We start from the raw sequence: 25,727 nt of genomic DNA on the forward strand, positions 1-25,727 counted from the left end.
TTTGTGTCTGATTGGGTATGTGCAATGCATACCCTTTTTTTTTATTTCTTTTTAGAGATTTTAATAATAATATCAATCAGTGCATCATAAGGTACAACTTCCCAATCTGCAAGAATATAATTTTTGTCTTTCTTTAATTTAAGATATGATTTGTCTTTTGATAGCTTAGTTGGATTAAAAGAATATTCTACTGCATTAATGAGTACTTCTAAAAATAAAATAGATCTATTATAATAATTTTGATTAATATATCTTTTACCATATACTTTTAACGATTCTATTTTGTCTACTATTTTATGTAACTTTTGTTGTCCAATTAAAAATAAAATTTCTATTACTTTAGAAGTAAAATTAAAACCAGCTTTATCTTTACTATAAAAAGGTATTTGGTTTAAAAATCGGACTAAAGAAAATTTAAAATCACCTTGTTGTTCATGTTGCTTGATAAAATTATAATAGGCATTAAAGATGTACCACTTTTCTTTTAAATGAGAATACACTGTATCTATTGATTTATTATTGAGTACTTCTGCTATAACTTTTTCTGTTTTGTCTAACGCTTTTGCATTTAAATACAACTTAAATTCAAACTCTTTAATTAAAAACCAATTGTAATGACCTTTATTATTAAATTTTGCTTCTTTAGAGGCAACGAAAAACTTAATTCCATTTTTGTAATCTCTATTATGCAAAAATACTTTAAGTCGATTTAAAAGTAATAAAATTCTTCTAGGTATACTATTTATATATTTATCGTTATTAAGCAATACCTCTAGTTGATTACAATAATCATCTAAATGGTGCATATCTCCAATAGCGTCAAAATATATTAAATTTGAGTATATGTAAAAATATTGTACTTCTGCATCTTTTAATTCATCTGATTTCTTTTTTAATTTAATTAAATTTTCATATACACTACTTAATTTACTTTCACTTATTTCAGCATCAGATGAAAATACATTTACAATTTCGTAGTATAATAATTTTGCTTCCATATCTAAATTAGAGAAAGAAGCATTTTTATAATACAGCTTTTTATTTTTTTCAAATTGTTTTTTATTGCCACTTATACTATAATAATTAGATAAATAAAAATAATATTGTTTTAAAATATCATAAAAATTAAATTTTCTTGCTAGTGCTAAATTGTCTTCTATAATTTCTGCCACTGTTTTACTTAATCCTTTTAACCTTACCAATACATCAACAGAGTGTAAAATAGTTAAGCAATCAAAATATGCTTTGGTTTTTATGTTATTAACAAATACTTCATCAGAATCAATTAAAAGTAGCGTTTTAATCATTTTCTTCTTAAATCTAGATTTAAGCTGCCTGTAATTGTTTTTCTGATTTTCTAAATTTTCATCACCATATATATAGGTTAATGCTGCTTTATCATCTTCAAAAAGATTTTGTTCTATACCTTCATAAAGTTTATAGTATAAACTATCTGTGCTTTGCAAAAAAGTCTTATCAAACACATCAATGCGTGTTAATTTCCTTCTATTTGCCACTTGTACTAATTCTTTTAGCACTTCCATATGTCACAAATTTAGTATAAAAAAACAAATATACACCTAATAATCAGATAGTTAAAAAATAAACACTTATTTTTTTGATGTCACAAAATGGCATTTACTTTTTTTTATATTATCAAAATATTTATCATCTTTGCCTTAGAATATTTTTTTAAGTGGCTAATTTGTCACAAAATAGTAAATCAAAATAGTAAATTGATTATGTAATTCACAGATAATCAGTTGATTATATATATATTTATCCAAATGTGTCTCAATCTATAATGTCACAAAACGGTGAAAACTGTTTTGGTGTACCGATTTCATTGCAATAGTTTTACAAAAAATTAAAACAGACACATCATGAAAACATTAATCAAAACCTCAATTCTTACAGTATTATTAACTGCATCTTTTGCTTTAAATAGTGCATTCGCTGAAAATAACATCATAGTAGACGACTATGGCATGACAGCTAAAAACAATATCATAGTAGATGATTATGGAATTATAGTAGACGACTATGGTATGACAGCTAAAAACAATATCATAGTAGATGATTATGGAATTATAGTAGATGACTATGGTATGACAGCTAAAAACAATATCATAGTAGATGATTATGGAATTATAGTAGATGACTATGGTATGACAGCTAAAAACAATATCATAGTAGATGATTATGGAATTATAGTAGATGACTATGGTATGACAGCTAAAAACAATATCATAGTAGATGATTATGGAATTATAGTAGACGACTATGGCATGACAGCTAAAAACAATATCATAGTAGATGATTATGGAATTATAGTAGACGACTATGGCATGACAGCTAAAAACAATATCATAGTAGATGATTATGGAATTATAGTAGACGACTATGGCATGACAGCTAAAAACAATATCATAGTAGATGATTATGGAATTATAGTAGACGACTATGGCATGACAGCTAAAAACAATATCATAGTAGATGATTATGGAATTATAGTAGATGACTATGGCATGACAGCTAAAAACAATATCATAGTAGATGATTATGGAATTATAGTAGATGACTATGGTACTAAAGCGTAAATAAAAAATAGACATCTAAAAAAGATGTCTATTTAAAAGGAGTTCTTATGTTTCCAGTTTAATTTGAGCTTTTAAGTTCCTATACTGGAAGAGTGTAATGTAAAGGTACACTAACAAACAAGAATAGCATAAACAGTTTACATGTTTTTGTGACATGTAAAATCAAACTTTAAAAATTTTAAATTATTGAAAATCAGTAATTTAATTTAAAATATCGTCAAAAAATGTGACATAAAATACCCTTTATTAGTTAGTAGTTTTTTTAAGCAACCTGCAATGGGTTGCTTTTTTTATGTCTTTTTTATCAATAACTGTTGATAAATCTTTTGTAAATTAGGCAAACAATAAAAAATTAAACACCTATGAGTTATTACTTTAATCAAGAACATGAGTCTTTCAGAAAAACTATTAGAGATTTTTTAGAAAAAGAAGCCATTCCTTATATTGATGAATGGGAAGCTAGTGGAAAAATAGATCGTGCTTTTTGGAAAAAATTTGGAGAAATGGGTTATTTCGGTCTATGCTATCCAGAAGAATTTGGCGGTAGCAATCTCGATTTCTTTTATAATGTAGTCATGCTCGAAGAAATTTCTAAAGTATTTTCTGGTGGTTTTACTATTACTGCTGCCGTTCAAGTATTTATGAGTACACCTTATGTGTTTCATCATGGTTCTACTTTTTTAAAAGAAAACTATTTAAAACCTGCAATTGCTGGAGAAAAAATTGCTTGTATTGGAATTACTGAACCTGGTGCTGGAAGCGATGCAGCAAATATTCAAACAAAAGCTATAAAAAATGGTGACCACTATATTGTCAGTGGTGCTAAAACATTTATTACCAATGGTGTATATGGCGATTTTGTAATTTTAGTTTGCAAAACAAATCCAGAAGCTGGTGCTGCTGGTGTTAGTTTACTCGTTGTAGATTTAAACAGCGAAGGCATTACAAAAAATAAACTTAAAAAGCTAGGTTGGCATGCTTCCGACACTGCAGAATTACATTTTGACGATGTAAAAGTGCCTACTAAAAATTTACTAGGTGAAGAAGGTAAAGGTTTTTATTATTTAATGGGTGGACTTCAGCTCGAAAGGTTGTCTGGTGCTATAATGGGTTATGCTTCTTGCGAGGCAGTAATTAATTATTCACTACAATATATGAGTGAAAGACAAGCTTTTGGTAGAAGTATCAATAAATTTCAAGTACTTAGACATAGAATTGCTCAGTTAGTAGCCGAAGTAGAATGCGTAAAAAATTATGTTTTGCATACTTGTAAACTTAATGCAGATAATGAATATGCAGTAAAAGAAAGTTCTATCGCCAAATTACTATCTACCGAATTGGCTGATAAATGTATGTACCAATGTTTACAATTTTTTGGTGGCTATGGTTATATGGAAGAATATAAAGTGGCAAGAGCTTTTAGAGATAGCAGAATTGGTACTATTGGTGGTGGTACTTCTGAAATTATGCGAGAAATACTAGCCAAAATGATTATTGATGATAAATCTTATGAAAAAGCAGTTTCTAATTCAACAGAAGAAAATACTAAAACAGCACTAAATTCTGTGGCTGATGTTTTTGCTAGTTTACCAAATCGATTTAAACAAGAAAAAGCTGCTGGTAAACAAATGAATTTTCATTTTAAATTTAGTAATGACAATTATACAGTTGCTATTAATGATGGACAACTCAATATAGATAAAGGTTTAAATGGTGAGCCAAATTGTATTGTAGAAACAGATGACGACACTTATTTAGCAATAGAACAAGGTGCATTAAATCCGCAAGAAGCATTTATGACAGGCAAAGTAAAAGTATCAGATATTATGCAAATGATGAGTTTTGGAAGTTTATTTAGAAAACATTAAAATTTTTCTTAATATTTTGATATATGTTAAAATTTAAATCTTAATACTGACTTAAGATATTTTTTATTAATTTTGTAAGGAACATAAACCCATTGTTTACTATAAAAAGTAAGCCATGGGTTTTTTTATATCTAAACTCTTTGTAATTATGAAGTCTTATATTTTTCCTTTATTGATTTTGCTTTTTGGTTCAACAGCTTTTAGTGCCTCTCCAAATCTTTCTGAAGGTGGAATTGGTGGCTTGGCTATCTTTGATACTATTAAAGACCGACCAATTATTAGAGCTTTAGAGTATAACAATTACATTAATGCAGATAAATTAAGACCTGGTGATTTAATTTTAGAAATTGATAAAATTCCTGTTCATCAAAAAAGTTATAGTGAAGTTTTAAAACTAGTACTTGGTAAAGTAGGAACACCTATGAGTTTAAAAGTATTAAGATATAATGGTATAGAACACTACTACGAAATTAATAGAATAAGAGTAACACAAAGTATGAATCCAACTTGGTGGCAAATACCAGATTACAAATACATTAGTTTTGAGCAAGGTATAGAAGTTGCCTTAGACCAAATTCCTAAACAATGTGCTAATGTACTAGATACAGCAAAATATTATGGTTCAGAAAATATTTATTTCTCTAAATTTTTAGTAAAAGAAGCTTACGAAGCATTATACATTAAAGATGCTAATGATAAATATTATTGGCAATGTAATTTCTTACAAACAGAAGATAAAAACTTAGCAGAAGGTATGTACAAAACACTTGCTTACAAACTAAGTACTTTTTCAATTCCACAAACTAAAATCAATAAAGTTTATAATAACTCAGATAGTAAGAACGAAATTTTAATTACTACAAAAGAAACTTTTAATCCAAAATACTACAATGCAAAAGTTATGGCTATTATGGAAAAAGTCTATAATCAAGCAGAACAAAAAGATTTATGGGTAGTTAGGTTAGAGGTTAGAAACTAAAATTCTATTCATCAACCAATAGCCAATATAAGCCAACAAAATTCCTAAAAACAAAGAACTACTTATATATAGTAGCGAAGTTTTAATCGCTTTGCGTTCTATCAGTAAAAAATTTTCTAATGCAAAAGAAGAAAATGTAGTAAAACCACCTAAAAATCCTACTACTAAAAGATACTTTAATTTATCTTCTAACATATTATTAAACTGCAAATAACAAATTACAAATCCAATAATAAAACTGCCTATTAAATTTACACCTAAAGTACCAATAGGAAAATCTTTAAACTCTAACTCATTCAACCAATTAGCAGTTAAATATCTACAAACGCTGCCTAATCCACCACCAATAAAAACATACAGCCAATTCATAGCACTAATATAGTGGCTATTAAAACAATTTCACAATTAAAATTACTTCAAATTGCTTTAAATCTTTAATTTCGGAACGAAAATTGATATACTATATCTAGTTACCTATGAAGAAAATATTTACCATTTTATTAGTAATTGCATTTTTAAGTAATGTAGCATTTGCAGCACAAAGTAAAGGCATTAAAATAACTGTAAAAGGTTTAGAAAACAAGCAAGCTATTTTGGCTTACTACTACGAAAACAGCAAGTTTATAGCAGATACATTGGTGTTTGATAAAAATGCTACACTTACAATTGAGTCGCCAGAAAAATATGCAGATGGTGTTTATTTATTGGCTTTTCCTGATTTAAAATATACTTATTTTGATTTTATCATTAAAGAACATCAATTTACACTAGCTACCGATACAGCCGATTTGGTAAATCATATGAAAGTAAAAGGCAGCAAAGAAAATGAAGTCATGTATAAAGATTTATATTTTATGTTGCCCGTTGGAAAAGAAAATGCATCACTCAATCAATCATTAAAAGATTTAAATCCAAAAACACAGGAGTATAAAGTACAAAAAGAAAAGTTAGATAGTAATAATATACATATATCTAATTCTAGAAGTAATTTAGCTAAGCAATATCCAAATACATTGTACGGAAGTTTACTAAGCATTATGAACTCGCCTAATGTTCCAAAAGAACAACTAGATAAAGATAGAAACTGGATAGACACTACTGCTACACTTACCTATATTAAGCAACATTATTTTGATATTATCAACTTTAAAGATTCTGCTTATGTACGAACACCAATTTTTAAATCGTACTTAACTAAGTATTTTGATATGTATGCTAATCCAAATCCAGATTCTTTAATTGTAGAAATTGATAAACTAATTGAAAAAACTAAATCTAATGATTTATTATATCAATATTCATTAAATACTATTTTTGATAAATATGCTAAGAGCGACATCATGGGTTATGATAAAATTTATATTTATTTATCTGATAATTATTATTTAAATGGAAAAGCTTGGTGGTCAGAAAAAGAAAGTTTAGATAAACTAAAAAAATATATAGATGAAATAAGACCTACAATTATTGGAAACACAGCACCAAATTTTATTTTTAGAGACAGTAGCTATAATACTTATAACTTTTATAGCTTGATGAATCAACATGCATATACACTTTTAATATTTTGGGATTCTGACTGTGGACATTGTAAACAAGAAATTCCAGAAATAAAAGCAGCTTACGATTCTATAAAAACACTTGGCGTACAAGTAGTGTCTATTGCAATAGATACCGATGAAAAAAACTTCAAAGCTTTTGCAGCTAAAAACTGTCATACTGAATGGATTACAGGTTGGGATCCATATGTACAAAGTGCTTTTAGAAAAGAGTACAATACCAGTTCTACACCAAAACTTTATTTAATTAACAACAGTACAAAACAAATAAAAGCTAAAAATTTAAAAGTAGCCGACTTATACGGTTACATTAGCTATTTAATAAAAATGGAAGCAAATAAAAATTAATAAAATAGTTAATTCTATAATATCATTAAAGACTATTCAGTTTCATCAAAAAAATTAGTGCATTATTTTCTGCGATTATCTGCGTTGTCTGCGGGAAATACTATGCCTTATTCTAATTTCTGTCTGAAAGCATTATACCATGTCAAGAGTTTTCACTTGATTTCACTTTAAACAAAATATTTTTTACACTGTGGTTTTCGCAATAAATTTCTAATGTCTAATTTTAGCTCAATGTCAAACACTTATTTCAAGTTTAAACAATTTACCATTCATCAAGATAAATGTGCTATGAAAGTCAGCACCGATGCTTGTTTGTTTGGTGCTTGGATAGCTCAACAAAAATTACAAGGCAACTTACTAGATGTAGGCACAGGCACTGGTTTATTGTCTTGCATTATTGCACAGCAACATTGTACTCTAATGATTGATGCTATAGAACGAGATACGAGTAGCTATGAACAAGCAAAAGAAAATATAGTAAAAAATAGTTTTACTAATATTAATATTATTTATGATGATTTTTTCAACTATACGACTTCTAAACAATATGATGCTATCGTTTGCAATCCACCGTTTTATAAAAATCATTTAAAATCAAAACAAGTACAACACAACACTGCAAAACATTTTGATGATGCAGCATTTAATTCATTATTTATAAAAATATATGAACTATCTAATAGTAATACTAGTATTTATCTATTGCTATCAGCAGAACAATATACAGCACTCATACAACTAATGCGTAACAATAATTTACATGTTAACGAAATTATTTTCATTAAACACAAAACAACACATCAAGCAATAAGAGTATTTTTAAAAGCATCATTAACAGCAAGTAGTACTATAAATACAAGCGAAATAATTATAAAAAACGAAGACGATTCGTATACTTCAATATTCAGTAATTTACTACAAGATTATTATTTGGCGTTCTAGAAAAAATGAAAATTAGCTTAAACAATTCTTATCCTGAATTTATTTCAGGATCTAGTCAAATACAATCTACAAAAAAAATACTAGGAAGTGTAGTAGTATTCTTTTAAAAAATTTAAAAACAAAGTTATTTTGAAAAGCCAGCATTAAAAAAACAGGAAAACTTCTTTTTATATGGGACACTGATGGGATTCGAACCCACGGCCCTCGGAACCACAAACCGATGCTCTAACCAACTGAGCTACAGTGTCCATATAGTAAAAGAACTAATTTTGAAGTGCAAATATAATAAGTTTTTAGAATTGCAATGTAAATTATTTTTTATTTTTATCACATGGGCAATCACCATCATCATCACAATATAGAAACCAAAAACATTAAAGCTGCCTTTTTTATTAATTTGTGCTTTGCCATTATTGAAATTATTGGTGGAATATTTACCAATAGCTTAGCCATTTTATCTGATGCTTTGCATGATTTTGGTGATTCGCTTGGACTTGGTCTGGCTTGGTACTTTCAAAAAATAGCTCAAAAAGAAAAAGACGACAACTATACTTATGGTTATATTCGTTACTCTTTATTAGGTGCAATTATTAATAGTATTATTTTAATTATTGGTTCATTTTTTATTTTAAAATCTGCTATTCCACGATTAGTAAATCCAGAACCAATGAACACTCAAGGTATGTTTTTGCTAGCTATTTTAGGTATTGCAGTAAACAGTTTGGCAATGTGGCGACTCAAGCAAGGGCATTCACACAACGAAAAAGTAGTAGCACTACACTTTCTAGAAGATATTTTAGGTTGGATTGCAGTATTGATTGGTAGCGTGGTTATTTATTTTACCAATTGGTATATCATCGACCCAATTTTATCGTTTATAATTGCTTGTATCATTATGTTTAATGTATATCGCAATATCAAATCGTCTATTAAAATTATATTACAAGCAGTGCCAGAAAATATAAATATTAAAGATATACAATCTACACTTTTAGAAATTGAATATATTACTTCAATACATGATATACATATTTGGAGTTTAGATGGCAATAGTAATATTATGACTGCTCATATTGTTACCAACTTGCCTATCAATCAACAAAACAATGCAACAATAAAAGCCATGGTGCATGAAAAACTGCAGCCATTTGCTATTGAACACATTACTATAGAAATAGAAAATAAAGATGATTTTTGCTCTTTAGATATAGAAAATTAGTATATTCGTAAATAAATTAAAACTATGCAAAACATTCAATTTCCTGTTCAGTTTACCTTTAGAATTAGCACTTTTGCTAATGACTTTACTGCTACAGATGCCAACGGTCAGATTATGGCTTATGTGCGACAAAAAATGTTTAAACTAAAAGAAGATATTGCTATTTATGCTGATACTTCTAAAACTAAAATTAACTATAGAATAAAAGCAGATAGATGGTTAGATTTTTCTGCGGTATATTCTTTTTTTGATGAAACTGGAGTTGAGTTTGGAAAAATTGCTCGAAAAGGTTGGAAGTCGATTTGGAAATCGCACTACGAAATTATAGACGAAGACGAAAGACCACAATATACTATACATGAAGAAAATCCGTGGATAAAAGTATTAGACTCTTTTTTAGGTGAAATTCCAATATTAAGTTTGCTTACAGGATATTTGTTTAATCCATCTTACTTAGTGATAGATGCCAATCAAAATAAAATAGTGCGACTTAAAAAACAACCTTCGTTTTTTGGAAGACGATTTTTATTAACTAAAATTGGAACAATGGACAGCGACGATGACGACCGAGTAATGCTTGGTTTAATGATGATGATTTTACTAGAAAGAAGAAGAGGATAGTTCTTTTATACAACTCAAGATACTAATCAGTTATAGTAAGTTTTGCTTGGGAAAATATAAAAAAACTAGTTTAATATTTATTTTCTTCCCATAACAAGAAAATATTATAAGTTTAAAAATAATATTATTTATATCCTCTAAAAATTTCATCTTTATCTGTTGCATTCATAAAATCTAAAAAATCCATGTTTGCTATTGATAGATTATTTTCAACAGACCATATTTCAGAAGGAATTACTCTAAATGAAGCACCTAATTCATCATATAAATCAACACATAAAATTGGATATTCTTTATTTTCTATTGTAATATTATCAACTATAAAAATAAGTGGATGTTTATAATAGCACAGCATATTTAGAATATCTTTCTGTTTTAGTCCTTTAAATTCTCTTCTGTTTAGAAATTCAACATATGGTTTAAATCCTAAATCTTTTCCAGACTCAGAAATCATATCACAAATATATTCCCATTCACTATCAGAAGAAAAATCAGTTCTTAAGACTAATACCTCTTTTGAATTAAGTAGAATTAAAACTGTATCTATTCCATTTTCACCTAATTCAAACACACTCTTAGAATTATTTATTTCAGATTTATTTTTAGAATCACAGGCAGTTAAACAAAACACTAAGAGTAAAATCAAACTAATTTTGTTCATAATTAATTACTTAATCTACGGTGTTAAAGAGAATCTAAAGGTAATGCCTCCACGATGTGTTCTCGATGGATAAGACGACATTACTGCTGGTGTTATTCTTCTAAAATCGTAGAATACTCTTACATTTAATTTTTGATTCACTACATAATCCATTGTAGTACTTAGTGTAATGGTTTTTTGTCCGTTTACTGGTTCTGCTATATTTTGATCTAATTTATAAGCTATGGTTTTATCATTTCGTATAGAGAAATCTGCTCTTAAATTAATGTCGTTGTCTAGTGTAATTTTCTTGCCTTTTATTTTAAATGGTACTTTAAAGTTGGCAATTTTATATCCTAATGATGCTGTAATTTCTGTAGTTAAGTTTTCACTCAATCTATAATCTAACATAGACAAGCCAACAGTTCTTGCTTTTTTAAATTCAAAATTGGTAATTAAAGTATTTTTCCAAGTAATATCAACACCAATTAATGGCGACAATTGTTCTGTAATAGTTATTTGTGGAATGGCATATAAAGCATAATAATTTCCAGAAAGCGAATCTAAATTTTCTGGAACATAATATAATTCTTCATTAAAATAACCTGGTGTTCCAATATAATTTAAATTAGTAATATATGAACCAATACTAAATGTAGAGTTATATCCATGTTTAATATTAAATGAAGTAAACAATTTCTTTCCCCAAGAAGTTTTAGCAATTCCGTTGTAAGTCAATCGCCAGTTTGGTAATGGAAATGCTTTTAGTGGATTGAGTTTTACTTTGTCTGGATTTTTTCCTGTGTACGCTGCTAGTAAAGCTGGTAATAATACATCTTGCGAATATGGTCCATAACCTTCTGCGTAGTTTGGCAATGAAATACTATCGTTGATATAAATTCCTGTTGAATTTGGATTTCTATCTCCAAATTTTTGAGAATACTCTGTTCGTAATGTTTCAAAACTTCTAAATGCTTTACTAAAGTTATTGTCATCAATTTTTCCAAAAAGTGTTCTAAACATTAGGAAAGAAATGGAATAATTTCCGTTTACTTGTGGTGTAAGATGCTGATAATCTCCATCTGCACTTAGTTTTTTAAAGAATTCGGTATAAGTTTCGCCTTGTGTTTTTTGCATACTTACTTCTACTCTAAAATCTCTAAATGGTTCTAGAGAAACGCGTAAATTAAATGCTTTTTGCTTGGTTTGTATGAACTGATAATTGAGTGTCGTATCACCAGAAATCCAACCTTTACTAGCAATGGTATTTAACCAATTGGTATCTTTTTGAGCTCCAAATAAGAATGCTCCACCTGGTGCTCTTTGAGAGAAATTTTGTCCAAATAACAAAGGAGCTGGCATTAATCCTGGTAAAACAGTAGTATAATTTCTATCGAAACTTAAAGACGCTCTTTGTATCATCATGAGTGGTCGTAGTACTGCATCTAGTTTTGGATTTGCTGGTGCAGTCATGTTTCGCTTACTCATTTTTAAAGAACGATAGTCGTTTTTCAGTTTCTTCTTCTCATCTACCAGTTTGTCAATGTCATCTTTTGTAAAATTAGTATCGATTTTAGCTGCTTCTATTTCTTGTATTTTCTTTTCGATGTCTTGTTCTTTGTTGTACATTTTAGTTTTAAAATCTTCTTCTTTTTTAAGATGATTTTCTAACTGTTGCTGATAATCTTCTTTAGATTTTTTAGGTTGATTATTGGCATATGGTTTTAAGAAATTGGCTTTTTTATACAATTCCTGAAAATTAACTTCTGCATTGATTTGGTAATCCATACTATTTTGTGCCATGCTTCCTAATTCTGGAACAACCAAAGATGCAGCAGTCCAATCGTAAGTAGCACCATATCTTGTTCTAACAGTAATCCAATCTAAGAATGGAATACTTTTTAATGGCAAATTATAGCTTGCATTAAATATATGATTGTAATTAATTGGTCGTCCAAATTTTAAGAAATTTCCCCACATACTGTCTCGCTTCTCTTTAGTATCTAACTTGCCATAAGGTTCATCAATTCTAGAAGCATTGTTAGCAGTAAAGTCTACATTTATAGATTTAGTTATATTATATTTAATTGACCAAAATCTATCCCAAGTAAAGTATTTATCAAAAGTTGGATCGATTACTAAACCATCGTCGCCAATATCTCTAATTTTTGTTTCGCCAAACTGACGATTTAAATCTGTTCTAAACGCTAGTGCATTTGGTTTAAGGTTTAAATTGAACTCTTTAATAAATTTTAAATACTGACTATTATTTTTGATGGATTTAAATGGTTGCCAAATAACCGATTTTGGAGAGAAATTATAACCAACAGAACCTCTGTGTCTTGTAATGGTTTCGTATTCTAAAATTGGACTTTGTTTTTCGGTTTGTGTATAAGCGTAAGAGAAAGAAAAGTTTTCTACATCGTAAACTCTAGCTGTTTTTTCTGCATTTGTTCTTACTTTTTGTAGATTGGTTACATTGACACTTTTTATAGTGGTTACTTCTTGTACTACATTTTTAATAGAGTCAATTTTGTCTTTTTTCTCAGATTTTGATAAATCACTATCTGCATTAATTTCGTCAAACTTGTGTTTTAGTTTGGTATCAAATTCGTAAGGATCGTATTGTGGTGTACTCACTGCTTGTGAGTATTGAGCATATACTGGAATTTGCAAACCTGCTTTTTCTGGTAACAGATTACCTAAGTTTAAATTTGCAGCAACATCAACCTGATAATAATTGTCTCTATATCTTTCGTCGACTCTTTGTTCTAAATCGCCATAACCAATGGTATGCATATTACCAGACATGGTTATATTTCCTAAATTACCTAATTGGAAATCTACACGACCAAGAGCAGCCCAACCACTCGTTTCGTCTAGTCCACTTAAACGCAATTCGTTTATCCAAACTTCGGCACACTTAGGCAAACCATCATCATATTCTGCATTAACGCCTTCTTGTCTTCTTGGATTTCTAACACCAATCATAATTAAACTGGCATTGCCTATATCTGGATTTCCTATAACCGTGATCGTACTTTTATTAGCATTGGTAACTCTATATGGTACTAGAATATTTACATTGTCTTTATTTCTTTGTTCTTTAATTTTTGTCAAAGAATCGATAACAATATTCAACTCGTTAGAATCTGGCCAAATAATAGCTCTATCTGCATCGCTATTTGGATTATAATTTCCTGGTGGTGTAACTTGTAAAGGCAATTCGTACTCGTAATAGTTTTCGGTAAAATCGGCACCAATTCTTATAAATACACTTAAGTCGTTGTCGTTAACAGGATAAGCACTTCCCTCTCCGCCTACAAAATTTTCTACATGCGTAAATAATTTTATGCGTTTGTAGTTTCTTAAGTCTAAGTCAGACACTTTGTAAATAGCTCTAGCATCGCCATCATTTAATTTACAAATTTGTAGTGCTAAAGACTGTTCATTTTGTAGTGCATTGTTTACACCATTTACATTTTGCTCTCTGTTAATTCCTGGTGGCACAGCATATGGAATTGGTGATCTACTTGAATTTTCTTCAACATTAACACTTACTACATTAAATTCTGTATCGTCAAAATTATCGTTGGTTACTTGTTCACCTGAAGACAATAAAGAAAAATCATATCTTCTCCATTGATTTCTGATTAGTCCAATTTGTGCAAATCTAAATACAACTGGTTGCTCAAAATCGGTCATTACCATACGCATAAAACGAATAGAACGAAAGTCAGAAATATTACCCACTCTTGATTCAAACTCTTTAATTGGAATTTTAAATTGATACCAATAGGCAGTATCTATACCACCATTTGCTTCGTAAGTTACAGGAACTCTATCGGTAACAAAATTAGAAGATGTTAAAAAGTCTTGATCGAAAGCAATTCTATACTGATAGTATTCATCATTTTCATTTAAAGTATTGTCGTTGTTTAAGTCTTCATTATCTGGAAATGTTTTAGAGTTTCCATTAACACTACTATTATTTAAATTATTTGATGAGTTGCCTTGCGACAAACTAAATTTAGAATATCGAGTTACCAAGTCTGTAGATGAACCAAAGATATCATCTCTAGGAAAAACATAGTTGTCTGAAGATGGATCGGCAATTGCTTCATCTAAAGCTGTAGGTGTTAATAAACTAGATAAACTACTTAAATAAGTAGCATAGAAATCTCTTTCTTTATCATCATCTAAACCATCTAAACCAACATCTTGAGCTCTAACCACATCTGGATCTGCATCGAAGTAATTAGTAATAGCATTAGGAATTGAAGGTGTAACACCCCAAGCAGAAGTATCTACTGTAGTGCCACCATTTGGTTTAGGTAAACCATTTTCGTATTGTTTTCTAGAGTCTTTTAAAATATCTTCTGATATATTACCTAATTGAATATATAAATTACCTTTTCTATCTGCACCTGGATATTGAAATGGATCTAGTACCCACATTTGAATATACTCTACATTCACTGCTTCAAAATCGCTGGTTTCGATAGTACGCATAATACCACCCCATCTTGTACTAGGATCTTTTAATTTTCCATTTGCATCAACACCACTAGAATATGGACTTGGTGCTGCATCATAGTTGTAAGAACCTCTTTCTTCTGGAAAGTAAGCTACATCTAGTGTAGCTATTGGTGGATTAGTAACTAAATCGTTTTGTTTATTTTGAAATATATCATTTTCTAAATATTGTCTAGTATATCTATTATCTCTTGCTGCCTGTATAGCTGCTCCATCTAATGGATTGGTATTATTACTATTGTAAAAAATTGGATCGATGGTATACCAAGAAGTTTTAGCTCTATTAAAACCATAAGATAAGCTATCGCTTAGTTTTGCTTCAGGAAATTTTTCCATGCCATAAATATCTGGCATTCCTTTAGGTGCAGACGACAGTTGCCATGACAAGAAACTGCCTCTTACATCGTAAACAGTACTAGCACCTTCAAAATCGTCTAAGTAAACGGTACCTTGGTCATCTATATTAATGGCTTTAGAACTACCAGGAATAAACTTAGCAACTTCTGCCATTACCTGTATTTTTGATGGTGATGTAAGGTCTTGTGCTGTAATTTTATTAAAGAACTTAGTTAAACCTTTAGACTCTCCTTGATAATTTAAATCTAGTCCTAATACATTATTTCGTACTGGATCGTTGCCAATATTTACTTTATTGGTAAATGGTTTTTCTGCTAAACGCAAGTGTGTAAAACCTATATTAAAGTTTTTACTAACGGCATAATCTAATCGTGTTCCTAGTAAAGATTTATTAACTACACCAAAGAGCAAGTTGTTTTCAAAACTAATGTCTATTGGTAAGCCAGAATTTAATATTCCTTGATCAATAATATTAATTTCACCTATACCATAATTTACTGTATATTGTACATTTTCTGTAAGTACATTACCACCAGCTCTTACAATAACAGAACCTTGTGGTAAATTAAAAGCACCTGGCAATCTAAAGGTACTATTATCGACACCTCTATAAGAACCTTTCATTACATAACGATTGAACTCTGGAAATTGTTGAGCTCCTACTTTTGTAGTATCATATAAATATTGATAAGCATATTTAGCAGCAATACTTGGATCGTTAATAGCGTTGCTTAATGTTTTACCAAATGGTTCTAGTACTGGAAATATAATTTTTCCATTTTGTGGTGTAATGGTAATTCCTGGTAAGAAGTCGAATCTTCCATCTGGATATGGATCACCTTGTGTATTTAATCTGTCTAAACCAACTACTTTTATTAACTGTTTTCCAGAAATAGCACCTGCATCTGGTAAATATCTTTTAAAACCACCACCTGGATCTTTGTAGTAAATATCGAACAAAAACATTTCGTCGCTTACATTATAAGCACCCAATGAATAGATATTTTTCATCATTAAATCCCAAATAGGATTTTGTACTCGAATAGAAGTAGCTTTTAACATTTTAAGTGCAAGTACTCTATCTTCTGAAGCAGTTGAATCTGCCAAAGGTGGTAAATCGTTACCAAACTCTCCTACTTGATATACTTGACCATTGACAGTATACTGCATTGCAATACCCAAGACTTCATCTGGTCGCAATTGTAAATTCAATGATATATAACCTAACTGTGGATTGAATGTATACTCTGACTCGCTTAACTTTCTAGCACCAACTTTTTCATAATCATCGATAGATTGAAAGCCGTTTGCTGTAAGGAAATTTATAGTTCTTGCTGGATCTCTAAATTGTTCTGAGTTTTGAGTTAGAATACTATATATATTATTTGATTTATTATCTGGATATGGATTGGCATTACCATTAATTACTGCTGGATTATATACATTATTGACATTATTTTCTCCTAAATCTGCGAAAGCAACTACTTCTCTTACATTGGTTGTTTGTCTTGTTTTATTGGTAACCCAAACTTCTAGTCTATTGATGACTACTTGTGAAGCTACAAAAGGTGTTTTGGCTAAGTTTTGCTCGTAAGTATCTCTAAAATAGTGTGATAAAAAGAAGTGCCTGTTTTCTTCGTACTCATCAGCTTTAATTTCGAAGTTTTTAGTTTGAGCACCATTTTCAACACGAATATTTTCGGTTTTAGATTTTTGTTGCGACAAAATATTGGTGATGGTTAATCGACCGAATTGCAATTTAGTTTTAACACCAAATAAAGATTGTGGTCCACGAATTAATGCAGAACGCAAAGGCATAGACACATTACCAAATTCTAGTGACTTAATGATGTCGTCTTCTTTTCCTTCGTAAGCTAGTTTTAATTGATTATCGAAAGAAAAACCTGCTTGTGTATTGTAGTTGATGCCTAGTTTTAATTTATCGCCAATTGATGCTTGTAAACCTAGCTGAATATTCATATCAAAATCGAAATTGATATTTCTTCTTTGATTTTCTAGCAACACTGGATTGTCTATTCGTTGTGAGTTAACGCCTACGGTAACTTCTACTGTTCCTTGTGGTTTTATTTCAATCTTTGTTCCACCAAAACCTCTATCAAACAATTCTGGTCCTTGATACAAGAATGGTTGTTTAGATTTTCTTTCTGCCATATCAATAGCTCTTGACCTTTGAGAAAAATAATCTTCCTCTGACTTTTGCTTCATGTAAGCCATGTATTCATCAAAAGTCATGTAAGTTGGTGTTTTGTAGTAGTTGTCGCCAATTTTTTCGTACAAAACATATTTGCCTGTATTAAGATCGTATTTAACTTCTTGTGTAATTGCTTTTGGATCTTTTAAATCTAAATTGTTTTTATTAGAATTTTGATTGATAAAACTCTCGTTTCTGTCGTAAATTGGATATTTGAGCTGAATAGAGTCGTTGCTTTGAGCAAATGTGTTCAAGCAAAGTAAATAGCTACTTATAAGTATTAGTACTTTAATATGTTGAATGTAGTTTTTCAAAACAAATAGTAAAATTATAAATTTTTTAGTGATTGTTTGATTAAACTTTCTACAGAAGTAATATTTTCTTGCTTTAAAGCTAATTGTATTGCTTTTTCTGCCTTGTTTTTTTGAAAACCAAGCATATTTAGTGCCGCTAGTGCTTCATCTACAATTGGTAAGTTATTATTTTGTGTACTAGAAGTTCCATCTGAAGTGAGATTACTTTTTTGCATTTTATCTTTTAATTCAATAATTACTTTTTGAGCAGATTTTGGTCCTACTCCTTTTACTGATTGAATTAAACGCACATCGTTATTAATTATTGCCTGATGTAGCTCTTGTGTAGTTAAAGACGAGAGCATGAGTCGTGCAGTATTTGGTCCTATGCCAGAGACCGTAATTAAATGATTAAACATAATTTTTTCATCTTCATTAAAAAATCCAAATAAAGATAAATTATCTTCTCTTACAATTTGCTGAATAAATAATTTAACTTCATGTAGATTTTCTATATAGGCATAAGTGTTTAAAGATATGTTGATAGAATAAGCAATTCCGTTGCATTCTAAGTAGACTAAAGTTGGTGTTTTGTAGGTTAATTTTCCATTAATATATGCATACATAATTTATCTAGTTACATGGTATTTGGCGAACTTTAATTTTTTGTCCTGGTTTTAATGTTGGTGTTGTAGTAAAATTATTCCATTTTTTTAGATCTTGTACAGTAACATCATCATATTTTTGAGCAATGAGCCATAAGTTTTCTCCAGCTTTAATAGCATAGTACTCGTAGCAAGTTTTAGCTTTAATGTATTTTTTAGGATTTAATACACTAATGCTATCATTTTGTTCTTTTGATGTTTGCAATGCCTCTTTTTCTTCTGTAGTTATCATTTTAGCTGAAATAATACTTTTTAAACGGTTGGAAAGGTAGTTAAACTTAGCAAAACTATTGTAATCGTTTTTGTGTATATAAATAATTAACTCTTGGTTAACATCAATAAAAGTTCCGTTGATGTTGTTCCAGCGTTTAATATCTTTTACTTTGCAATGAAACCACTCTGCAATAAAACCTAAATTATCGCCACTTTTAACAGTATAAACAATTACCTGATAATTGTCGTCATTTTCTTTTTCAATTTCAGGCACTTTTATTTTTACCTTTTCTGGTGTACTCTGAATGGTTGTTGTTTTTTGTTTGCTAGTATTTGGTTTGGTTTTAGAAACAATTGGTGGTGCAACAACTGGCGTAGTAGTTTTAGTTTTTTCTTTTTGAGTATTGTCTGCTATGGTTTCTTTTTCTTTCTTGTCTTTCTTGCTAGATTTATCTTTTTTATTTTTTGTTTTAGTTACTACTGGAATATCTTCTGCTTTAACCAATGCTTCTTCTTTTTTCTTGGTTTTAGATTTTGGCTTTGACACTGGTTCTACATTACTACTACTGGTACTAACAGCAGATTTTGGAATAACTACTACTGGTGTTGATAGTTTTTCATCTACAATAGCCACATCAGCAGCTGTATATAAAGAATCTTGATAAGCATTAAATGCCACCCATTTATCTACTGGTAAATTTAAAGTAAATCCTTTTGGAATAATTGTAGTGAGCAAAGATGGATTTTCATCACGAATTACATCAACAGGAATATTTAGTATTTTATTTAAATCGTACACCGACATTTTATCTTTGAGTGTAATGCGTTCAGTTTGTTCAAAATCATAATACTCTGGAGAAATACCATATTTATTAGCATATTTCATAGCATAAATAATAGCAATAAACGATGGTACATATCCTTGTGTTTCTTTAGGCAAATAAGGTTTTATTTTCCAAAAATCTTTAGAACCACCTGCTTTTGCAATGGCTTTATTTACATTACCTGGACCACAATTATAAGATGCAATAGCCAAGTGCCAATTGCCATAAATATTGTACATTTTCTTTAGATAAGCACAAGCAGCTTCACAACTTTTATATGGATCTTTTCTTTCATCTACTCTTTTGTTAATAGATAATTTATATTGCAAAGCCGTACCATACATAAACTGCCACAATCCAGTAGCTCCAACATACGATCGTGCATAAGGATTTAATGCAGACTCAACCACTGCAAGATATTTAATTTCTTCTGGCATTCCGTTTTGAGCCAAAATAGACTCGAAGATTGGAAAAAATTTGGTAGAACGCCCTAGTACTTTAGATACATGTGTTTTTCTTGTAACATAATAATCGATGTATTTTTGTACATGTTTATTATAATCTAAAGGAACAGTTCTTTGGATTTTTTTTAAACGCACACTTACTTGAGCACTTAAGACAGCTGGATCTGGATCATCTTTAAATAATTGTTCTTCTGTAGGAATTTTTAAATCGTTTGGATTGTCTTTCCACTGACCTGGACCAATTTGTGCATACATGGCATTACACAAAAAAACTATATATATAGATAAAATTAATTTCTTGAGCATATTATTCAACACCTCGCAAATTAAATAAATTAATTCCGACTTTTTGCCTTGTTAAGAAAAATTTAGATTATTTATTTATATGCTAGTTTAACTCCAGTTAATATATTGCGTATATTTGAGTATTAGGTATCAGTTTAAGCACTAACACCATTGAATAGAGTTATATAATAATACAATCAACAATGCAAAAAATACAATATAAAAAAGCAATTAATGCGTCAGCTCAAAAAGTATATGAAACGATGCTAGGATTAAAAGACAAAACTACTTACGAATATTGGACAGCAACTTTCAATCCTACTTCTACTTATGAAGGTAGTTGGAACAAAGGAAGCAAAATTCTTTTTGTAGGAATGGATGAGAATGGTAAAAAAGGTGGAATGGTTTCTGAAATTGTAGCACATGAACCTGCCAATTTTGTTTCTATTCGCCATTATGGTTTTTTAGATGGCGATACTGAAATTACTACAGGAGAACAAGTAGAAAAATGGGCAAGCGGACATGAAAATTATAGTTTTGAGGAAGAGCATAATATTACAACTGTAACCGTAGAAATGGATGTTATTGATGAATATTTAGATTACTTCAATAACACTTATCCAAAAGCATTGGATAAACTAAAAGAAATTGCGGAACGGTAAACAATAATATTAATTGACTATATATAAAAACACATAATGATTTTATAAAATTATTCTTTCTCCATTTTAATATGTGGTAATTGGTCTTCTAAGTATGCTTGTCCTACTGTTTTAAAACCGTATTGACTATAAAATGGTACTAAATAAGTTTGAGCACTTATGGTTATTGTTTCATTTGGATATAATGCTTGTATTTGTTGCATGATTTCATTCATCAACACATACCCTAAACCTTTGTTTCTAAATTGATTAGCAGTACACAATCGACCAAAAGAGACTGCATTTTTGTAACTAATTCCTTTTGGAACAATCCTAGCATATCCTAATAAAATATCTTCTTGAAAATACATCAAATGATAACAGTGTTGATCTTTGTCGTCAATATCTATATACAAACAGTTTTGTTCTATCTGAAAAACGGCTTCACGCAATTGAAGCATAGCATAGATTTCTTTAGCAGATAATTCATTAAAATGCTTAATAATAAATTTCTCTGTATTATTCTCCGAAATATTCGGCATAAATATTTTCTGTTTCGTATAGTTTAATAGCGTGTAGCTTACACTCTGTAATATGTGGTTCTAATTGTTGCCAAATTAAAATAGCTAAATTTTCAGTTGATGGAAACACATCTTCAGGAATAAACTCGACATCTAAGTTAAGATTTTTGTGATCTAATTTCTCAATCACTTCTTTTTGAATAATTTGACTTAATTCCTTAATGTTCATTATAAAACCTGTGTCTTTACTAGGTGTTCCTTTTACAGTAACAAACAAGGCATAATTGTGTCCATGCCAATTTTTGTTAGCACATTTACCAAAAACAAGTTTGTTTTGCTCTGCACTCCAATTTGGATTATATAATTTATGTGCAGCATTAAATGTTTCTCTCCTAGTAATATAAACCACAACACAAAATTAAGTGATAATTGCCAATACTATTATTATATTTAGATAAATTTTTTGATGAAGATTACTTTAGTGTTTGCTACAAAATTAGAAGCAGTTGCTTTTATTAATCATTTTGATTTAAAACCACACCAATCGTATAATAATTTATATGTGAATGGTGATTTGCATTTATTAATTACTGGAATTGGTATGCTACAAACGGCTACTCATTTAATGCATTATGCCTTACATTTTAATAGCAATTTTTATTTTAACTTAGGAATTGCTGGTGCTTTTAATAGAACTATAGCGTTAACAGAAGTGGTACAAGTTAACTCAGAAACCTATGGCGATTTTGGCGTAGAAAACGACGAAGAATTTGAAGATTTTTTTGAAATGGGTTTCTTAGAACAATCGACTGATGTGTTTAGTTATGGTTTGTGTAGACCAATTATTGATAAAATACATGAAAAAATTGCTTTAAGAAAAGTAAGTTCTATTACTGTAAATAAAGTACATGGCAACGAAAAAAATATTGCTATTATTCAAGAAAAATACAAAGCAGATATTGAAAATATGGAAGGTTTGGCTTTCTACTATGTTTTAAATGTTATGCAAAAACCAAGTATAGAAATTCGGTCGATTTCTAATTATGTAGAAAAACGCAATAAAAATAACTGGAAGATTAAGGAAGCTATTGATACTTTATTGCTGGCTTTTTTAGAAATTTATACTAATATAAAATAATAAAAATATACTCTAAAACACAGTTCCGCCTGTATTAAATCCGCCACCACTGCCAAAGAAGCCAGAATCAAAAAATGCTTTTTGTTTTTGTAAGCGTAAGAATCTAAATTGCTGACTGGTAACATAAATAGAAATAAAAAATCCTTGTTGATAGCTATTTGGTATCCATTTCATTTCTAATTGCCAACAATGTAAGTCTCGTATTACAGAAATATCGGTTCTAGTAATTTGTTTGTTCTGTATATCAAAACCAGAACTTATGTTGACTTTCCATTTTGCTGTAAGGTTAAAATCTAAACCAAGCGACAAAGTTTGATTAATAATATTTGTGTCTTTTTTATTATACTTTGCTTTTCGCCAATTTAAAGAATAACTGTAATTCACCGACCAAGGAATATCAAAATTGTAGTACTGTCTGTCGTAAACACCTAAGTTGCTATTGCTTAAATCTAGCTGTTGTTCTAACTCACTTTTTTCGACACCACTACCTACTCTTTTTTTAGAAGAAAAACTTCCGTTTAAAGAAACATTCATCGATTCAAACCTTAACAGTCGTCTGTTTTCTTTAAAATGAAACGAATTGGTTCTTGTTCCATTCGAGTCTAAAGCATATGGATCTAAATTAACTGACATACTTAAGTTTAATCTTTCTGTAATATGTGTACTAGCATTAATTGGATTTATATTTAATTTATTTTTTTCTGCTGCTAGATTATAAGACAGTCCAGTTGATAAATTATCTAACAACGAAATTTTCTTAAAACCAGTAATAGTATCTTTCTTGCTTTTTATTTTCATTTCAAAAGTATTGGCAAACGACATTCCAATACTTCCTACTTTTCCACTTGGTGGACCACCGTATAAACTTTGTTCAAAAATAGAATATTCTTGCGTTCTTCCTGTGGTATCTATTTGTACTGTTTTGTATGATTTCCAGAACGACTTAGCGAAATCTGGTCTAAAATTAAAATTTAAACTTGGTCTAAAGGTATGTCTAATAGCTGCTACATGTTTTCTATTTTTAAACTGAAAAGTTCCGTATAAGTTAGTACCGAAGTTAAAGCTAAGCCCAAAATCTCTATTGGTTTTAAATTTTCTAAGTGTATCAGTTTCTACTACATTTCTACGAATTTTATAAACGCTGTCTCTAGTATCATAGTAAGTTAAAGTATCTCTAAAAATTTTGTCAATATAACTAAAATGCCACCTTTCATTATAATTAAAATTAACATTAAAATTAATATAATTAAATAATTTAAAATTTCCTGAAATTGGTAGCGAATGCCTAATTCCATTCTGCATCGTTTCAATTGTTCTCTTAGTAAAGAAAATAGAGTCGTATGTATTAATTCTATTAGCAGTTTGAAAATCGTAGGAAAAGCCAATGTTCTCGTACCATTTTTTTGTAGTACTACTTATCTTTTTTTGGAATGGATTAATTCTAGAAACATTAAAATTAAATTGCGGTAAATCTAAACTTACTGCTCTAGATTGTGTGTTTTGATTATATCTTGCACTAATAGACAATCTATAAGGTTTGCCTGTCCACCACTTGCTATAAGAAATATTAGAACTAAATGAACTAGATAAGAAATCGTTGGCATTGGTAGAAGTAATTTGTTGATATTTTTTACTACTTACAATATTTAAATTAATATTAAAATTAGAATTATATAATCTTTTTTGGTCTAAATTCATTTGCCAATTAATTCCAAAATTTAAAGGTGGTTTTACTCTATTTGGATTTCTTTTTTCGTTAGCATAACCACTTCTAATTTGAGAAATATTAAAAGATAAATTTCCGTAGTACTTATATAATTTTTTATAGGTAGATGCAAAATTAAGTCGCCAACTTCCAAGCGTATATACATCTACGGTAGAAGTTAAATCTATTTTATCGTTGATGTGCCAATAATAACCTAAACCACTTAAATAAAAACCAAGCTCGTTGCTTTGTCCATACTGTGGCATAATCAATCCAGATCCTTTTGATTTTATAGATGGCAAAAAAGCAAATGGCAAGTACAAAGGTGTTCTTACATCTTCAATAACCAAATTAGCCGATTTACCTACTAGTAATTTATCATTAATTACTTTGGCTTTATTTACTTCTACAAAAAAATGCGGATGATCTAAATCGCAAGTAGTATACCTTGCATTTTTTGCATACAAAGTACTATCGTTTATTGCTTTAATTAAATCAGCGTGTAAATAACCTTCTAACTCTTGTGTTACCAAACCATAGCTTTTACCTTTTTCAGTTTTAAAATTATACTTAGCAGAATCTGCCTGATAGTTTTTACCATCATCAGTAAAAAATACTTTTTGATAAGCACCAATGCTATCTACAAAACTACCTTTTGCAAATACTTCGTTATTGTCCCAATTGTATTCTAGAATTTGCGACCACATTTCCATACCTTGATATTGTATATAAGCATTGCCATACAAGTACATGGTTTTTGCTTTAATATCATATATAATAGAGTCGGTTGCTTTGTAATTAACGACATCTTCCAATTGGTCATCGGCAATTTTAATTTGTTCTTGCACAATTGTGGAATTCTCTTGTACACTGTCTTCTACATTATTCAATAATTTTAAGCTGTCAAAAAGTGATGAATTTTTAATACTATCTAAAAGATTGGCACTATTTATGTTTGTATCTTGTGAAAAAACTATAGTATTGTTGGAAAATAAATAATTCACCAGCAAAAGTAAAATGACAATTATATGTTTATGCTTATTATAAAACAAAAAAACGATGATTAAAATTCAGTCCAAAAATATGTTTAATAGTTC

18 protein-coding genes and 1 tRNA gene are annotated in these 25,727 nt (G+C 29.5%); 9 read left to right on the top strand and 10 right to left on the bottom strand.

The genetic code is table 11. The features are described 5' to 3' along the window. Nucleotides 1-41: 41 nt before the first annotated feature. Nucleotides 42-1,544 (bottom strand): hypothetical protein, encoded by a 1,503-nt coding sequence (locus tag H6553_13035; GenBank protein MCB9034758.1) that lies wholly within the window; start codon nt 1,542-1,544, stop codon nt 42-44. Nucleotides 1,545-1,883: 339 nt separating this feature from the next. Between H6553_13035 and H6553_13040 the strand changes: the two genes are divergently transcribed. The 3 genes from H6553_13040 to H6553_13050 all read left to right on the top strand — a co-directional run bounded on the left by H6553_13040 (nt 1,884) and on the right by H6553_13050 (nt 5,447). Then, nucleotides 1,884-2,600, top strand: a complete 717-nt coding sequence (locus H6553_13040) for a hypothetical protein (GenBank protein MCB9034759.1) — start codon at nt 1,884-1,886, stop codon at nt 2,598-2,600. 362 nt (nt 2,601-2,962) lie between these two features. Further along, on the top strand, nt 2,963-4,468 hold the full coding sequence (locus tag H6553_13045; GenBank protein ID MCB9034760.1) for an acyl-CoA dehydrogenase family protein: 1,506 nt from the start codon (nt 2,963-2,965) through the stop codon (nt 4,466-4,468). A gap of 148 nt (nt 4,469-4,616) precedes the next feature. Then, on the top strand, nt 4,617-5,447 hold the full coding sequence (locus H6553_13050; GenBank protein MCB9034761.1) for a hypothetical protein: 831 nt from the start codon (nt 4,617-4,619) through the stop codon (nt 5,445-5,447). Here H6553_13050 and crcB read toward each other — a convergent pair. After that, nucleotides 5,430-5,816: a fluoride efflux transporter CrcB gene (gene crcB / locus H6553_13055; protein ID MCB9034762.1), complete on the bottom strand. Its 387-nt coding sequence runs from the start codon at nt 5,814-5,816 to the stop codon at nt 5,430-5,432. The genes H6553_13050 and crcB overlap by 18 nt on opposite strands. A 107-nt stretch (nt 5,817-5,923) precedes the next feature. Here crcB and H6553_13060 point away from each other — a divergent pair, with 107 nt between their 5' ends. Together H6553_13060 and H6553_13065 are read left to right on the top strand one after the other, a co-directional pair. Beyond that, nucleotides 5,924-7,354, top strand: a complete 1,431-nt coding sequence (locus H6553_13060) for a redoxin domain-containing protein (protein MCB9034763.1) — start codon at nt 5,924-5,926, stop codon at nt 7,352-7,354. 231 nt (nt 7,355-7,585) lie between these two features. Next, nucleotides 7,586-8,296: a methyltransferase gene (locus tag H6553_13065; GenBank protein ID MCB9034764.1), complete on the top strand. Its 711-nt coding sequence runs from the start codon at nt 7,586-7,588 to the stop codon at nt 8,294-8,296. 174 nt (nt 8,297-8,470) lie between these two features. Here the strand turns inward: H6553_13065 and H6553_13070 are convergent. Then, nucleotides 8,471-8,544 (bottom strand) — tRNA-His (locus tag H6553_13070). Nucleotides 8,545-8,627: 83 nt separating this feature from the next. Here H6553_13070 and H6553_13075 point away from each other — a divergent pair. Both H6553_13075 and H6553_13080 read left to right on the top strand, forming a co-directional pair. After that, nucleotides 8,628-9,515: a cation transporter gene (locus tag H6553_13075; protein MCB9034765.1), complete on the top strand. Its 888-nt coding sequence runs from the start codon at nt 8,628-8,630 to the stop codon at nt 9,513-9,515. Nucleotides 9,516-9,539: 24 nt separating this feature from the next. Beyond that, the gene (locus H6553_13080; protein MCB9034766.1) at nt 9,540-10,136 is read left to right on the top strand and encodes a hypothetical protein; all 597 of its coding nucleotides are present in this window, start codon (nt 9,540-9,542) and stop codon (nt 10,134-10,136) included. 124 nt (nt 10,137-10,260) lie between these two features. Here H6553_13080 and H6553_13085 read toward each other — a convergent pair whose 3' ends face one another. From H6553_13085 to H6553_13100, 4 genes are all read right to left on the bottom strand, one after another. After that, nucleotides 10,261-10,797: a hypothetical protein gene (locus H6553_13085; protein ID MCB9034767.1), complete on the bottom strand. Its 537-nt coding sequence runs from the start codon at nt 10,795-10,797 to the stop codon at nt 10,261-10,263. 15 nt (nt 10,798-10,812) lie between these two features. Beyond that, entirely contained in the window at nt 10,813-18,135 is a 7,323-nt protein-coding gene (gene sprA / locus H6553_13090) for a cell surface protein SprA (protein ID MCB9034768.1), read from the bottom strand. Between the two features lie 74 nt (nt 18,136-18,209). Next, entirely contained in the window at nt 18,210-18,800 is a 591-nt protein-coding gene (ruvA, locus tag H6553_13095; GenBank protein MCB9034769.1) for a Holliday junction branch migration protein RuvA, read from the bottom strand. A gap of 7 nt (nt 18,801-18,807) precedes the next feature. After that, entirely contained in the window at nt 18,808-20,646 is a 1,839-nt protein-coding gene (locus H6553_13100; GenBank protein MCB9034770.1) for a transglycosylase SLT domain-containing protein, read from the bottom strand. A gap of 182 nt (nt 20,647-20,828) precedes the next feature. Between H6553_13100 and H6553_13105 the strand changes: the two genes are divergently transcribed. Then, nucleotides 20,829-21,287, top strand: a complete 459-nt coding sequence (locus H6553_13105; protein MCB9034771.1) for an SRPBCC domain-containing protein — start codon at nt 20,829-20,831, stop codon at nt 21,285-21,287. Nucleotides 21,288-21,337: 50 nt separating this feature from the next. Here H6553_13105 and H6553_13110 read toward each other — a convergent pair whose 3' ends face one another. Next, the gene (locus H6553_13110; protein ID MCB9034772.1) at nt 21,338-21,808 is read right to left on the bottom strand and encodes a GNAT family N-acetyltransferase; all 471 of its coding nucleotides are present in this window, start codon (nt 21,806-21,808) and stop codon (nt 21,338-21,340) included. Further along, nucleotides 21,786-22,196 (bottom strand): 6-carboxytetrahydropterin synthase, encoded by a 411-nt coding sequence (locus tag H6553_13115; protein MCB9034773.1) that lies wholly within the window; start codon nt 22,194-22,196, stop codon nt 21,786-21,788. The genes H6553_13110 and H6553_13115 overlap by 23 nt, the downstream gene beginning before the upstream one ends. A gap of 57 nt (nt 22,197-22,253) precedes the next feature. On the opposite strand from H6553_13115, the gene mqnB reads away from it, so the two are divergent. Then, nucleotides 22,254-22,925 carry a futalosine hydrolase gene (mqnB, locus tag H6553_13120; protein MCB9034774.1) on the top strand — a complete coding sequence of 224 codons (672 nt, stop codon included), beginning with the start codon at nt 22,254-22,256 and terminating at the stop codon, nt 22,923-22,925. Between the two features lie 12 nt (nt 22,926-22,937). Here the strand turns inward: mqnB and H6553_13125 are convergent, their stop codons facing one another. After that, entirely contained in the window at nt 22,938-25,634 is a 2,697-nt protein-coding gene (locus tag H6553_13125) for an LPS-assembly protein LptD (protein ID MCB9034775.1), read from the bottom strand. Nucleotides 25,635-25,727: the final 93 nt, after the last annotated feature.

The sequence above is a fragment of the Chitinophagales bacterium genome (assembly GCA_020636535.1).
In the GTDB taxonomy this organism is placed as follows: Bacteria; Bacteroidota; Bacteroidia; order Chitinophagales; family JADIYW01; genus JADJSS01.